The sequence below is a fragment of the Nocardia sp. NPDC004722 genome (genome assembly GCF_053601505.1).
In genome coordinates, this window is record NZ_JBSGBY010000163.1 from 1 (window position 1) to 14160 (window position 14160).

At 67.4% G+C, this 14160-nt stretch carries 11 protein-coding genes; 7 read left to right on the plus strand and 4 right to left on the minus strand.

The genetic code is table 11. The features are described from left to right. Positions 1–168: 168 nt before the first annotated feature. Complete coding sequence (locus ACWELQ_RS18035) at positions 169–2319, minus strand: MMPL family transporter (protein WP_452398182.1); 2151 nt, start codon at positions 2317–2319, stop codon at positions 169–171. Between the two features lie 182 nt (positions 2320–2501). Further along, positions 2502–4409 (minus strand): acyl-CoA dehydrogenase family protein, encoded by a 1908-nt coding sequence (locus ACWELQ_RS18040; protein ID WP_452398183.1) that lies wholly within the window; start codon positions 4407–4409, stop codon positions 2502–2504. A 153-nt stretch (positions 4410–4562) separates the two neighbouring features. On the opposite strand from ACWELQ_RS18040, the gene ACWELQ_RS18045 reads away from it, so the two are divergent. The 7 genes from ACWELQ_RS18045 to cutA all read left to right on the plus strand — a co-directional run bounded on the left by ACWELQ_RS18045 (position 4563) and on the right by cutA (position 11886). After that, positions 4563–5939 carry a threonine/serine ThrE exporter family protein gene (locus ACWELQ_RS18045; protein WP_452398192.1) on the plus strand — a complete coding sequence of 459 codons (1377 nt, stop codon included), beginning with the start codon at positions 4563–4565 and terminating at the stop codon, positions 5937–5939. A 55-nt stretch (positions 5940–5994) separates the two neighbouring features. Beyond that, a complete protein-coding gene (locus ACWELQ_RS18050) occupies positions 5995–6993 on the plus strand; it encodes a hypothetical protein (RefSeq protein WP_452398184.1) in 999 nt (332 codons plus the stop codon). 72 nt (positions 6994–7065) lie between these two features. Next, the gene (locus ACWELQ_RS18055; RefSeq protein WP_452398185.1) at positions 7066–9291 is read left to right on the plus strand and encodes an MMPL family transporter; all 2226 of its coding nucleotides are present in this window, start codon (positions 7066–7068) and stop codon (positions 9289–9291) included. Positions 9292–9303: 12 nt separating this feature from the next. Then, positions 9304–9831 carry a hypothetical protein gene (locus ACWELQ_RS18060; RefSeq protein WP_452398186.1) on the plus strand — a complete coding sequence of 176 codons (528 nt, stop codon included), beginning with the start codon at positions 9304–9306 and terminating at the stop codon, positions 9829–9831. A 9-nt stretch (positions 9832–9840) separates the two neighbouring features. Continuing rightward, entirely contained in the window at positions 9841–10713 is an 873-nt protein-coding gene (locus ACWELQ_RS18065) for a patatin-like phospholipase family protein (protein ID WP_452398187.1), read from the plus strand. A gap of 138 nt (positions 10714–10851) precedes the next feature. Next, on the plus strand, positions 10852–11523 hold the full coding sequence (locus ACWELQ_RS18070; RefSeq protein WP_452398188.1) for a S1C family serine protease: 672 nt from the start codon (positions 10852–10854) through the stop codon (positions 11521–11523). A 30-nt stretch (positions 11524–11553) separates the two neighbouring features. Continuing rightward, complete coding sequence (gene cutA / locus ACWELQ_RS18075; RefSeq protein ID WP_452398189.1) at positions 11554–11886, plus strand: divalent-cation tolerance protein CutA; 333 nt, start codon at positions 11554–11556, stop codon at positions 11884–11886. Positions 11887–11984: 98 nt separating this feature from the next. Here cutA and ACWELQ_RS18080 read toward each other — a convergent pair whose 3' ends face one another. Beyond that, positions 11985–12686, minus strand: a complete 702-nt coding sequence (locus ACWELQ_RS18080) for a TetR/AcrR family transcriptional regulator (protein ID WP_452398190.1) — start codon at positions 12684–12686, stop codon at positions 11985–11987. Between the two features lie 108 nt (positions 12687–12794). Beyond that, positions 12795–14021 (minus strand): cytochrome P450, encoded by a 1227-nt coding sequence (locus ACWELQ_RS18085; protein ID WP_452398191.1) that lies wholly within the window; start codon positions 14019–14021, stop codon positions 12795–12797. Between the last annotated feature and the right edge of the window lie 139 nt (positions 14022–14160).

A 14160-nucleotide genomic window follows, 5' to 3' on the forward strand; every position in this document is an offset into this window, starting at 1 on the left:
CCGGAAACGACAGCGGCACAAGGACGGTCACGATCACCCCGGCCAGGATGAGCGCGGGCAGGGCGGTGCGGCGGATCCAGGGATCCGGGCGGGCCGGGGCGGGGGCGGTCGCTCTCGTCACGCCGCCACGATAGTCACTCGCACACGATGGTCATCCGCGCACGATGGTCACTCGCGCAGGCCGACCCGTTCGAGCAGGGGGCGCGACCGGGTCGGGGCCCACCAGTTGGCGGTGCCCATGAGTCGCATGAACGCGGGCACCAGGATCATCCGGACCAGGGTGGCGTCCATGAGGACGGCCACCGCCAGGCCGACGCCGAGCATGCGGTTCATGGTGACGCCGCTGGCGGCGATGCCCGCGAAGACGACCGCCATGAGCAGGGCGGCCGCGGTGACGATGCGGCCGGAGCGGGCGATGCCCAGCGCGACCGCCGCGTCGTTGTCGGCGCGGGTGCGTCCCGAGCGCTCCCATTCCTCGGTGAAACGAGCCAGCAGGAACACCTCGTAGTCCATCGACAGGCCGAAGGACACGCAGAACAGCAGGACCGGCAGGGTGCCGATGGTGTAGCCGGTGGCGGTGGTGCCGAACCCGCCGAGGTGCCCGTCCTGGAAGACCCACACCAGCGCGCCGAAGGTGGCCGAGAGCGAAAGCACGTTGAGCACCAGGGCTTTCAGCGGCAGCACCACGCTGCCGGTGAGCAGAAGCAGCAATATGAAGGTGGTGATGGCGATCCACGCGACGGTTTTCGGGAAGCCCTGGCTGATGCCGAGTTGGGCGTCGGCGGTCTGCTGGGCCTGGCCGCCGAACAGCACCGGCGCGGGGGTGTCGACGGCCCGCAGTGCGGCCAATTGTCGTTGTGCCGCCGCCGAATACGGGTCGAGGCGGGTGGATACGGCCAGGTGGGTGCTGTCGGTCGCGGCCGCCGTGGGGTCGCCCGGGCCCGCCAGGCGGCCGTCGACGAAGCTGCCGGTCGGGCCGACGACGGCGTCCACGTCAGGAACCTGGGAGAGGGCGGCGGCGTAGTCGCTGGCTGCGGTGCCCTGGGCGTGCACGATGAGGTGCACGGTCCCGGTGGCCTTGTCGTCGAACCGATCTCGCAGCAGATCGCCGACCTGCCGGGACTCCAGTCCGGCGGGCAGCACCCGGTCGTCGGGCAGGCCCAGCTTCAACTGGAGGATGGGCGAGCCCAGCAGCACCAGCAGGGCCAGCACCGGCAGCGCCCACAGCGCGGGCCGCCGCTGCACCGCGCGCGCCACCCGGTAGAGCCTGCTCTGCTCGACCGGCGTGGCCTCGCGCAGGGGTTTGCGGTTGATGCGGTCGCCCAGCAGCATGAGCAGGGCTGGGACCATGGTCAGGGCCAGCAGGATCGACAGCGCCACCACCGCCAGCCCGGCCGAGGCCAGCGAGCGCAGGAATGCCATGGGGAAGAACAGCATTCCGATCAGCGCGATGCCGACGGTGAGGCCGGAGAAGGCGACCGCGCGGCCGCCGCGGCGCATGGCGATGGTGAGCGCCGCGGTGCGTTCGCGGCCCGCGGCGATCTCCTCCCGATAGCGCCCGATGATGAGCAGGGAGTAGTCGATGGCCAGGGCGAGGCCGATGGCGGTGGTGATGTTGAGCGCGAAGATCGACAGGTCGACGACGTAGCTCAGCAGATACAGCACGGCGCTGGCCCCCGCGATGGCCACCACCCCGGTCACGAACGGGATGAGCGCCGCCACCAGGCTGCGCAGGAACCACACCAGCAGCAGGAAGGTCAACGGCAGGGCGATGGCCTCGGCGATGGTCAGATCGCGCTGGGTCTGCCGGCCGGTCTCCTGCCAGACCATGGCCTGCCCGCCCGCATGCACGCCGACACCCGCACGGCTGCCGGTGAATTCGCTCGCCAGTTGGTGGGCGATGCCGGGCGCGGTGTTCTCGTCCCCCCGCACGCTCGCGACGATCAAGCCGATGGTGCCGTCGCGGCTGCGCAGGGCGGACGCGAGCTGGGGATCGGTCCACAGCGAGACGGTCTTGGACAGCCGCGGGTCGGTCTTCAGCTGCTGGGCGATGTCCGTGCCGCGGGCGGTGGCCGCGGCATCCAGTGCGCCGCCGGGTGATTCGACGGTGAGCACGAGCTGCATGCCCGACAGCCCGTACTCACGATCGAGAATGTCGGCGACACGAGCCGATTCGGAGTCGGTCGCCACGAAACCCCCGTTGGACAGCCGCGCCGCCGCCTGGGACCCGGCCGCCCCGCACAGCAGGAAGGCGATGCCGACGATGACCAGCAGCAGTTTCGGGGTGCGCAGCGCGGGGGCTGTCAGTTTGTCGATCATCGCGAGGCCTCGTCGCTGTACGGCCGATGCTGCGCCAAGACCATGACTCCCCCTCGCGGGCACTGCGATTCACTGCCCCTCCCGGGCGGATCTCGATCACATCTTGGGGTCCGACTGTCTGTAGTAGAGGTGAGTGTGTGCAACCTCTCAACGAGGCACGCAGGCAATAAGGTTCAGTGCGCTCAGTCCAGCATGGCGGCGCGCAGGACGCCCTCAGGGACGCCGAGTCCTTCGATGAGGGTGAGGGCTTGGGGGCGTAGGCGGTCGACGAGTTCGTTGACGCCGCGGCGGACGGCCTTGGCGCGTTCGACCGACATGAACCGGTGCATGATGTACCAGGCCTGGTTCTGTTCGAGGGTCCAGTAGACGTAGAGGTCGCAGACGGTGTCGGCGAGGGCTCGGGCCTCGGGGTCCTGGATGTCGGCGATGCCGTCGATGAAGGCCTCCAGCACCATGCGCTCGATGTGGGCGGTGCCGGCGGCGAGGATGTGGTCCTGGGCATTGTTGAACGCCTCGAACGGACCGGTCTCCTTGGCACGGGCGCGCAGCCGGTGGGCGGCGGTGCGCACCATGTAGTCCTCGCGGTCGGCGAAGAGTTGCAGCTGCACCGAACGCCGCGACAGGTCGCCCTCGTCCACGGTGTCGTCGCCACGATCGCGCAAACGCTGAATCATCTGGCGCACACCGGAACGTTCGCGCACCACATCGCGGGCGGTGGTGGCGGCGAAGCGCACCCAGCCCAGCGCGTCGAGGTCGCGCACCTCCTCGGCATAGGCGGTGAGCAAGTCCTTGGCTACCAGCTGGGTGAGCACCACGTTGTCGCCCTCGAACGTGGTGAACACATCGGTGTCGGCCTTCAAGGTGACCAGTCGGTTCTCAGTGAGGTACCCCGCACCACCGCAGGCTTCGCGGCACTCCTGGATGGCCGCCGTGGCATGCCGGGTCTGCGCCACCTTGAGACCGGCCGCGCGATTCTCCAGCGCACGCTGCGCGCGGGGGTCGAGGTCCTGGCCGGTCTGCACCAGGTGCATGCGGCGCACCAGCTCGTTCTGCGCGAAAGCCAGTGCGTAGGAACGGGCTACGAGCGGCAGCAGGCGGCGCTGATGGCTGCGGTAGTCCAGCAGCAGGGTCTCCTCGCCGGTGTCGGGATCGGAGAACTGGCGGCGCTGCTCGGCGTAGCGCACGGCGATGCTCAGCGCGACCCGCGCCGCGGCGGCGGCCGCGCCACCGACGCTGACCCGGCCGCGCACCAGGGTGCCCAGGGTGGTGAAGAACCGGCGGCTCGGGTTCTCGATCTCGGAGGAGTAGGTGCCGTCCGGGGCCACGTCGGCGTAGCGGTTGAGCAGGTTCTCGCGTGGAATTCGCACCTGGTCGAACAGGATTCGCCCATTGTCGACGCCGGGCAGGCCGCCCTTGATCCCGCAGTCGGAGGTGGTGACGCCGGGCAGGTCGCTGCCCGCCTCGTCGCGGATGGGGACCAGGAAGCAGTGCACGCCCTTGCTCTCACCGCCGGTGATCAGCTGCGCGAAAACCGCTGCCATGCGGGCATGTTCGGCCGCGCCGCCGATGTAGTCCTTGCGCGAGGACGGGGTCGGGCTGTGCACCACGAACTCTTCGGTCGCGGGGTCGTAGGTGGCGGTGGTCTCGAGGTTGGCGACATCGCTGCCGTGCCCGGTCTCGGTCATGGCGAAGCAGCCGAGCAGTCGCAGCGACACCAGGTCGTCGATGTAGGCGCGATGCCTGTCTGTGCCGAGGTTCTCGACTGCGCCACCGAAAAGTCCCCACTGCACACCGCTTTTCACCCACAGCGACAGATCGGTGTAGGCGAGCATCTCCAGCGCGACGACCGCGCCGCCCGGATCGCTGGGCTTGCCGTCCACGTGCCGGAAGCCGCGGGCCACCCAGCCGTAGGACTCGACCAGGTGCATTTGTTCCAGGACCCGTGCCCGCGCGGCCTTGATGTCGAGGGCCGGGTCACCGAAGAGGCGGTCGTCGTCCAGACTGCCGCGGGCCTCTTCGCGCACCTCCCGCCACGGACCGTCGAGTGCCGCGCGTAGCTCTTCCGCAATCGAAACGCCGCTCGTCGCCATACTCCAAAACACTACTGCCCTCACACCACTCACCCCGGTGATCCAGCCCACCCGTGTACGTTTGGGCATGTGACCGACCAGTTGGCTACCGAGGAGCAAGCGGAAGCGCCCGCCGGGCTGCGCGCCCGCTGGCAGCGGCTGCTGACCGGTGTGATGGACCGGGTGACGGCCGAGCATCGGGCCACCGTGGACACCGTGGTGGATATGCCCGCGCCGGTGCGGCCCATCGATCTGACCGATGACGCGGCGGTCACCGAGGTGCTGGATCTGGCCGAGCGGGTGGGCGAGGTGGTGCTGGCGTCGGGGACGGCGGTCATGGACACCACGACCCAGATCGAATTCATCGCCGCCACCTACGGTTTGTCCAAGTGCGATATCGACGTCACCTACAACGCGATTCGTATCTCCGCCGACCGCGGCCCGAAGCTGCCGCCCGCCAGCACGATGCGGGTGGTGCAGTATCGCTCCCTCGACTTCACCCGGCTGGCCGCCGTCGATCGGCTGACCCGCCGCATTCGCACCGAGCTGGTGCCGCCGGTCGAGGCGCTCGCGGCGCTCGACGAGATCACCTCCGCGCCACACCCGTACCCGCGCTGGTCGGCGACCGTCGGCTGGGCGCTGATGGCCGCGGGCGTGGCGCTGCTGCTCAATGGCGGCTGGCTCATCGCGCTGCTGAGTTTCGCGACGACCACGCTGATCGACCGCACCAACCGGCTGCTCAATCGGCGTGGGCTGCCGTTCTTCTTCCAGCACATGACCGGCGGCATCATCGCGGCGACGCCGGCGGTGCTGGTCTCGACGTATGCCGAGGGGCTGCGCCTGGACCCGTCGCTGATCATCGCCGCCGGAATCGCGGTGCTGCTGGCCGGTTTACAACTGGTCGGCGCGGTCGAGGACGCGATCACGGGCGCGCCGATCACCGCGTCGGCGCGCATGCTGGAAGTGATCATGATGACCGGCGGCATCATCGCGGGCATCGCGCTCACGCTGCGCGTGGCCGAGGTGTTCGAGGCGTCGGTACCGACCGTCGACATGACCAATGCCCGGGATCTGACCAATCTCCCGCTGAAGCTGCTGGCCGGTGCGGTCGTCTCGACGGCGTTCGCGCTGGCCTGTTATGCCGAGCGGCGGGCGCTGGCCGCGGCGGCGTTCAGCGGTGGCGCGGCGACGATCGTGTACCTGTTGGTCCAGCATTTCGGGTTCGGACCCATCGTGGCCTCGGGTGGCGCGGCGACGGTGGTGGGTCTGGCCGGTGGCCTGCTCGCGCGCCGCGCGCTGACCCCGCCGCTGGTGGTGGCGGTCGCGGGCATCACTCCCCTGCTGCCGGGTCTGCGGGTCTATCGCGGGCTGTACGCCTTGCTCAATGACGAGATGCTGATCGGATTCAATCAGCTCTCCGGCGCGTTCGGTGTCGGGCTGGCGCTCGCGGCCGGTGTCACGCTCGGTGAGTGGATGGCCCGCGACCTGCGGCGACCCCGCATGTTGAAGCGGATCGGCGATATCCGGCGGCCCCGGTTCGCCTCCAGTTGATCATCGCCGCGTTCGTCGGCTACCGTTCGGTCCGCTCGACCGAAGTTGGGGGCAGATGTACAGCGAGAACGACGACCTCTCGAACCATCCGGATCTGGTGGGGTCGGCCTGGGCGGACCGGATCGCCCGCATAGAGAAGCAGCATTCGCGGCGGCAGCGCTGGTCTGGCCGGAATCGGCAGGTGCGCAAGTGGTTGCCGCTGGGCGCGGTGCTGGTGGTCGTGCTCGGCGGGTGGATCGCGTTCAATCACCCGAATTTCGGCGGCACGGTCGCGGTGCGAAGTTCGTCCACGCCGACCACGACCTCGACACGGCGAGCGCCCGAGACGGCGCGGGTGAATCTCAATATGCCGTTCCTGAACACCCCGGCGGCGGGATGGGCCGACGGCGCGGACGGATTCGTGGCGCCCGTGGCCGCGGCCGTCGGGGGCTATGACGCGGGCACGGTCGCGTCCGCCTATGAGCGCACGCGGCAACTGCTGATCACGCAGCGGGTGGATCGGGCAGCGATCACCTCCAACGACACCGGGCGGGTGCTGAGCCAATTGGCGCCCAAGATGCGGGAATTCGCGGAAGGGGAACTCCGCGACAAGCCGGATTCGACCACCGGTTTCTACGTGACCGCGATCGCGCCCGGGCAGGTATTGCTGCCCGCGCAGCCGAAGGTGTTCGGCAGCATGCAGGCTCAGCTCAACGAGGAGGGCGAGCTGGCGATCCATACCAACTATGTGGTCGCTTACGCCTTCGATCCCGGTGATCCGCAGCGGGTGCGCCAGGCCATGGACATGATCGTGGTGCAGCGCTGGGAGGTGGACTACACCTTCGCCAATGCCACCGATGCCGCCGGGCGGCGGTGGGTCGAAGGCACGCAGGGGATCTGGCTGCGCAAGGCCCAGGGCCACACGTATTCCGGGGAATGCACGTGGGGCAACAAAGGATTCCTCGCTCCGTCGTTCGCGAAGGCGCAGAGCATGGGCGGCGCGCCGCCGGAACACAATGCCGACTACTACTTCGATCCCACCCATCCCATCCCGACCGGCGACAATTGCCACTGATTCAGAAATAGCCGAATTGCATTGCAATGCAACGCTTTTCGTCCATTACCACCGAGACTGATACCGTGCATTATGACCAGCCGCCCGCGTGACCGCGATGTCTTCGCGCTATGGGGAAAACTCGTAGCCCACCACCGCTTTCTGGTCCTCGGTCTGGTGGCGGCCGCGCTGCTGGCGCTGGGCGGCTACGCCTGGGGATTCGAGGGCCGACTGAGCGCGGGCGGGTTGGACGATCCGGGTTCGGAATCCTCACAGGCCGCGAATCTGGCGGCTGCCGCGTTCGGCGCGGATCATTCCGCCGACGTGGCCGTGCTGTACACCGCGCCCGAGGGCATGACCGTCGACGATCCGGATATCGCGGCGGCGGTGGCCGAGAATCTCAACGGTCTCACGCAACGGTTTCCGAACGAGATCACGGGCGTGAATGCCGCGTACTGGCCGGCGGTACACACCACCAAGGGCAATTCGGCGAAGCTGGCCACCGAGGACAAGACGCATGCGCTCGCGTTGATCGCGCTCAAGGACTATGGGGCCGAGGACTATACGGCGGTCAAGGACGCGTTCGCGGTGCCCGGGGTCAAGGTGCAGGTCGGCGGTTTGCAGCCGGTCTCGGTCGCGCTGACCGACACCATCGCCGCCGATACGCATCGCATGGAGTTGCTGGCCATTCCGGCGGTCGCGATCCTGCTGTTCTTCATTTTCGGCGGTGTGGTCGCGGCGTCGCTGCCGCTGCTCATGGGTGTGCTGACGGTGTTGGGCGCGAACGGGATCGTGCGGTGGATCACCAATTTCACCGAGGTGAATTCCTTCGTGGCGCCGGTGGTTTCGATGATCGGGCTGGGCTTGGCCATCGACTACGCGCTGTTCATCGTGAGCCGGTTCCGGGAGGAGGTGGCGGCCGGGTACGACACCCCGGCGGCCGTACGGCGGACGGTCACGACCGCGGGGCGCACGGTGTTGTTCTCAGCGACCATGATCGTCGCCAGTCTCGGCGGAATGCTGTTGTTTCCGCAGGGATTTCTGAAGTCCATCGCGTACGGCGCGATCGCGACCGTCACACTGGCGGCGCTGACCGGGGTGACGATCCTGCCCGCGATGCTGGCGATCCTCGGGCCCCGGGTGGATGCCCTGGGTATCAAGCGATTCCGGCGCGCGGACGCGGCCCGGGATGTGGAGAACGGTTTCTGGGGCCGGTCCACCTCGTGGGTGATGCGGCATCCGCGGGCGATCACGGCGGTGCTGGTTCTCGGGTTGCTGGTATTGATCGTGCCGGTGCGCAATATCGCCTTCGGCGGGTTCAGCGAGAAGTATTTGCCGCCGGACAATGCGATTCGGGTGGCGCAGGAGCAGATCGACGCGAATTTCCCGTATCGCAAGTCCGATCCGATCGAGTTGATCATCGTGTCGAAGGACAGCACGCAGGTCGGGCCGCTCATCGCGCAGGCAAGTCACGCGCCCGGCATTCTGCCCGCCGGGTTCGAGATCCCGACGCGGTCGCAGATTCAGCCGGATGTGTTCCGCACGGCGGCGTATCTGGTCGATTCCACCAAGTACGACAAGACGATCGACTGGCTGCGGCAGCTTCCGGTTCCCGACGGCGTGACCATGATGGTCGGCGGTGTGCCGACGGTGCAGCACGATGCGATCAACGCACTGCTGGATCGGCTGCCGCTGATGATCCTGCTGGTGCTGGCGTTCACCACCCTGCTGATGTTCCTGACCTTCGGGTCGCTGGTGCTGCCGCTCAAGGCCGCGTTCATGAGCGTGCTGGGCCTCGGTTCGACGCTGGGCATCCTCACCTGGATCTTCACCGAGGGGCACGGTTCCGGTCTGCTCGACTTCACGCCGCAGCCGATCCAGGCCAACATCCTGTTCCTGATCATCGCGATCGTGTACGGCCTGTCCACCGACTACGAGGTATTCCTGTTGTCCCGCATGGTCGAAGCCCGCGCCGCGGGCGCGACCACCGAGGAGGCCATCCGGTCGGGCACCGCCCACACCGGCCGCATCATCACCGCGGCGGCCTTGATCCTGCTCGTCGTCACCGGCGCCTTCGCCTTCTCCGACCTGGTGCTCATGCAGTACATCGCCTACGGCATGATCGCCGCCCTCCTCATCGACGCCACCGTCCTGCGAATGCTCCTGGTCCCCGCCACGATGAAGCTCCTCGGCGACCACGTCTGGTGGGCACCGCACTGGATGAAACGCATCCAACGCCGCATCGGCCTGAGCGAACCCACCCTCGTCGAGGAACCGGAAAACCTCCGCACGCCCGAATTGGCCGACGCCCGTAGCTGATTCGAGGTAGGGGTGACTAGTTTCAGCTGGTCCAAGTGGCGCTGGGCAAGCGCGATTTCATTGCTGGTGGCCGTGGTGGTTCTCCTCGCGGTCGCGGTGCCCACGCTGTCACGGCTGGAAGCCCGCCGCGTCGATCGCTCGACCGTGCAGGAGGCCGAAGACGCCGCGTGCGGCTACGTGGCATCCCTGCTCCGCTACGGCATGTGGTCCGCCAAGGAGTTCGACGCCTACTCCGCGGCGGTGAGCCAGGGGGCCACCGGGTCCTGGCTCACAACGTGGGACCAGGAGAAACCGAGACTGCGTGAGGTGATGCTGAAAACCCGCGCGTCATCCCAGGTGTGGGGTGCGTGGTGCACGGTCGACTCGCACACGGCCGACACCGCCCACGTCTCCACGAACGTCCCGCACACCCTGGCGAGCGATGCCGACCGCGAATCACACCACGGCGAACTGCAATACGTTCTCGACATGCGAAAGGTCAACGGCCGCTGGCTGTGCGAGGGTCTCACTCCCCCGATGATCGACACGATCGCGTCGTAGGATTGCCGCATGGGGAGTCACGATGCGGGCCGAGCGTCCGACGAAACCGTAAGGCGTTCGGTCGTTCTGGCCGGGGGCGGTGTTGTCGGGACGGCGTGGATGTCGGGTTTGGCCGCTGAATTGCGCCGCCGGGGAATCGATTTGGGCGTGGCCGACTCGATCGTCGGCACGTCCGCGGGCGCGATAGTCGGTGCCGCGCTGGTCGTGGGGCGGGATCTGGACTCGTTCGCCGACGATCCCCGGCCGCCCGGCGACACTCCCCCTCCCCCGATGGTGAAGGTGGAGTTGGTCAGGGCCGTTCGCGCGGTACTGTCGGATCCCACGCTGGATCGTGAGGCGGCACTGCGCAAGGTCGGCCGGATGGCGATGGCCGAGGAGCCCGCGCCACCGACGGATATCGCGGAGCTGGAGTGGCTCGTCGGCGACAACGAATGGCCGGATCACCGGCTTCGTGTCGTCGTGATCGACGCCGAAAGCGGACAGCGCCAGATGTGGGACAACCGATCCGGTGTGCCTTTGGCGGCAGCCGTCGCCGCGAGCCGCGCCTACCCCGGACTGCGCCACCCCGTCGTCATCGCCGATCGCTACTACATCGACGGCGGGGTATGGTCGGCCACCAACGCCGACATCGCCACACCCTCGAACATCCTCCTGGTCATCGAACCACTGGCACACAGATTCCCACCCGAACGGTTACAAGCCGAGCTCGCCACAACCGTCGCCGACAGGTTCGTCCACTTCCACCCCGACGCAGCGACCATCGACATATTCACCACGTTCGCAACCAATCCCGACCCCCTCGCCAGCTGGCCACATGCCTTCCGCGCAGGCGTCCGCCAAGCAGAAGACCTGGCAAAACAATTGACCGACGCAGGCTGGTAGCCCCGTCCAACCCCGGCTGCCATACGCCAACGACTGGTCGCTGTGAGGTAACTGCGGTAGCTTCGGGGCATGGTCGGCAACTTGCTTGCAATTGTTCGGCGTGCTCCGGGTGGTAGTGACCTGTGGGGTGGATTGTGCGTGGGACTGGCCGTTGTCGCGACGGTTTGCCTTGTCGGGCAGCATGTTCGGACGGTCGAGGAGGTTCGGCTTCGTGCCGAGTTGAGCGTGCTCGAGGGGAAGGCGGGCGAGTTGGCGCGGTCGGTGGTGTCGGTGCACGCTTCCGGTAATGGTGTCGGGTCGGGGATCTTGCTGGACGGCACCGGGCTGGTGCTGACCAACAGCCATGTGGTCGACAAGTCCACCGCGATCACGGTCGCGGATTCCACCGGCACCCGCTCGTATCCGGCTACCCGCCTGGGCTTCTCCCCCACCGACGACGTCGCCCTCCTCCGAATCGACGCCCCTACCGACCTTCCTCCCGCGCAACTGGAGACATCCCACCGCCCCGACACCGGCAACCCGGTGCTGGCGATCGGTTACGCCGGAGCCCGCCCGCTGCCCACCACCAGCACCGGCACCGTGACCGCCCTCAACCAGCGAACCCAGGGGAAATCGGGCCCCACATCCATCCTCACCGGCATGATCGCCCTCGATGCCGTTGCCGCCCCGGGCGATTCGGGTGGCGCGGTCTTCGACACCGACAACCACGTCATAGCCATGATCACCGGCATCAGCCCCGACAGCCCCATCACCTTCGCCATCCCCATCGACCGCGCCACCCGCATCGCCCACGACTGGGCCACCTGGTAACCCCCACCCACCAGCCCTTACTGTGACCGCATGGGAACAGCGCGCGTCTGGTCGGTGACCTCCACAACCCCGACCGAGCAAGACGCGCGCACCATCGCGCGCACCACGGTCGCCGAGAAACTCGCCGCCAGCGCCGAAATCACCGGCCCCGCCACCTCGGTGTTCTGGCACCTGGGCGAGCTCGGCGAGGCCCAAGAATGGCGAGTGACCCTCCGAACCTCCACCGCCACCCGCGACAAGCTGGCAGCCCGCCTCATCGAACTCCATCCCTGGGACAGCCCGGAGATCACCGCGACCCCGATCGAATGGTGCATCGACAGCTACATCGACTGGGTCGAAACCACCACGGCCGCATCGGAGTAGATAGAGCCGCGCGACCAGTCCGGTCTTGCTGTACTTTCCGCCCATCAAACGCGACTAAGGGCGGTCTTGCTCTACTTTGCGCACTCCGCCCGAGAGGGTCAGCCCGGGACGAGGCCGATGCCTCGGCCGATGTCGGCGAGGGTGGAGTCGAAGAGGACGTCGGGGTGGGAGATTTGGATGGGGTAGTTGTTGAAGACTTCGAGGGTTACGTGGCCGTAGAGGCGGGCCCAGAATTGGATCATGACGTAGCTGACGCCTAGGTCGAGCTTCTCCGCCGGGAACTTTTGGCCTGAATCTGCCAGTACCGCAAGGAGTTCCGTTTGGAACTTGATGAGGTCGTCGCGGAGTTCGGGCGGGATGAGGTCCAGGGGTGGGGTGACTACCTGGTACTCGGTGAGGAGGCGGCCTGCGGCGCCGAGGAAGATGCGGCCGACCGGTTCGCCGAATTGCTGCATGGCGCTGGTGATTCCGGCGCTCACCGGGGAGGCGAAGACGAGGGTGAATTCGCGGGAGTGGGTCAGGGCCCAGTGGCGGAAGCCTCGGCAGATGGCGAAGAAGCGCAGGCCCGCGTCGTCGGGGAGGTCGGCGATGGCGGCTTCGAGGTCTTTGGCGAGGTCGGCGCAGACATCCGTGCGGACTGCCGAGACCAGGTTGTCGCGGGAGTCGTAGTAGCGGTAGAGCGCGGGAGCGGTGATGCCCAGCTCCCGCGCGATGGCCCGCAGCGTCATGGCGTCGGGGCCCTGCTCGACCAGCAGTGAGCGTGCGACGCGGCGGATGTCGGCGTCGCTGACCGCGGGCATCCGGCCTCGTCGGCGAGGTTCACTCATGCTGATCGATTCACTCCGTATCCGTGTCGAATTGGGCCCTGGGGTGGTTAAGGCAAGTTACCGCCTTCGGGCCCGAATCGCTCACTCGTACGCGACCTGCCAGCTCTTGATTCCGTTGAGCCAGCCCGAGCGCAGGCGGACCGGCTCGGAGATCTGACGCAGGTTCGGCATGACGTCCGCGATGGCGTTGAAGATCAGATCCAGCTGCAGGCGGGCCAGATTCGCGCCCACGCAGTAGTGGGTGCCGGTGCCGCCGAAGCCGACGTGCGGGTTGGGGTTGCGCAGCACGTTGAACTTGTACGGGTCTTCGAAGTAGTTCTCGTCGAAGTTGGCGGCGCTGTAGAACATGCCGACGCGCTGGCCCTTCTGGATCAGCTGACCGGACAGCTCGACGTCTTCGACGGCGGTGCGCTGGAAGGCGATGACCGGGGTGGCCCAGCGGACGATCTCGTCGGGCGCGGTGCGCGGACGCTGCTCCTTGAACAGTTCCCACTGGTCCGGGTTGTCGACGAACGCCTTCATGCCGTGCGTGGTGGCGTTGCGGGTGGTCTCGTTGCCCGCGACCGACAGCAGGATCACGAACCAGGCGAATTCGTCGGAAGCCAGTGCGTCGCCGTCGATGTCGGCCTGCAGCAGGGTGGAGGCGATGTCGTCCATCGGGCAGGCGCGGCGCTGCTCGGCGAGGTTCCAGGAGTAGCCCATGACCTCGGCGGTGGCGACCTTGTGGTCACCGTTGAACTCCGGGTCGTCGTAGCCGATCATCTGGTTGGACCAGTCGAAGATCTTGCCGCGGTCTTCCTGCGGAATACCGATGAGCTCGGCGATGGCCTGCAGCGGCAGTTCCGCGGCGACCTGCTCGACGAAGTTGCCTCCGCCGTTCTTCTTGGCCTCGTGCACGATGCGCTCGGCGCGGTCACGCAGGGCGTTGCGCAGCGACTCGATGGCGCGCGGGGTGAAGCCCTTGGAGATGATCCGGCGCAGCTTGGTGTGCCGCGGCGGGTCCATGTTCAGTAGCAGGTACCGCTGCACCTCGATCTCTTCGCGGGCGATGTCGCCGTAGAAGCGGATGACGGCGGTGTTCTCCTCGTTGGAGAACTGCTCCGGGCTCTTCGAGATCTCCTTGATGTCATCCATCTTGGAGACGGCCCAGTAGCCGCCATCGTCGAAGCCGGTCAGGCCGTTGGCCTGCGGCACCCAGAAAGGCTTGGCCTGCTTGCGAAGTGCGGCGAATTCCTCGACGGGCAGACGCTGGGCCAGCAGGTCGGGATCGGTGAAGTCGAAACCGGTGGGGATGGACGGCGCGGACACGGAACCTCCTTTGGAACACGTTCCGCTCGAGTGTGCCACGCCACACCCCGTTTGTGAACACCTATTACTAAATAGCGTTCATTTGCTGGGCGCGGGAGCCTGGGATAGCTTCTGCCCCATGGGGGTCAAGGGGGTAAAC

What these genes read in the sequence shown, in the direction of transcription:
- ACWELQ_RS18035 (WP_452398182.1), bottom strand. Translation starts at nt 2,319, where the DNA reads ATGATCGACAAACTGACAGCCCCCGCGCTGCGCACCCCGAAACTGCTG.
- ACWELQ_RS18080 (WP_452398190.1), bottom strand. Translation starts at nt 12,686, where the DNA reads ATGCCCGCGGTCAGCGACGCCGACATCCGCCGCGTCGCACGCTCACTG.
- cutA (WP_452398189.1), top strand. Translation starts at nt 11,554, where the DNA reads ATGGGAACAGCGCGCGTCTGGTCGGTGACCTCCACAACCCCGACCGAG.
- ACWELQ_RS18040 (WP_452398183.1), bottom strand. Translation starts at nt 4,409, where the DNA reads ATGGCGACGAGCGGCGTTTCGATTGCGGAAGAGCTACGCGCGGCACTC.
- ACWELQ_RS18065 (WP_452398187.1), top strand. Translation starts at nt 9,841, where the DNA reads ATGGGGAGTCACGATGCGGGCCGAGCGTCCGACGAAACCGTAAGGCGT.
- ACWELQ_RS18055 (WP_452398185.1), top strand. Translation starts at nt 7,066, where the DNA reads ATGACCAGCCGCCCGCGTGACCGCGATGTCTTCGCGCTATGGGGAAAA.
- ACWELQ_RS18045 (WP_452398192.1), top strand. Translation starts at nt 4,563, where the DNA reads ATGGACCGGGTGACGGCCGAGCATCGGGCCACCGTGGACACCGTGGTG.
- ACWELQ_RS18050 (WP_452398184.1), top strand. Translation starts at nt 5,995, where the DNA reads ATGTACAGCGAGAACGACGACCTCTCGAACCATCCGGATCTGGTGGGG.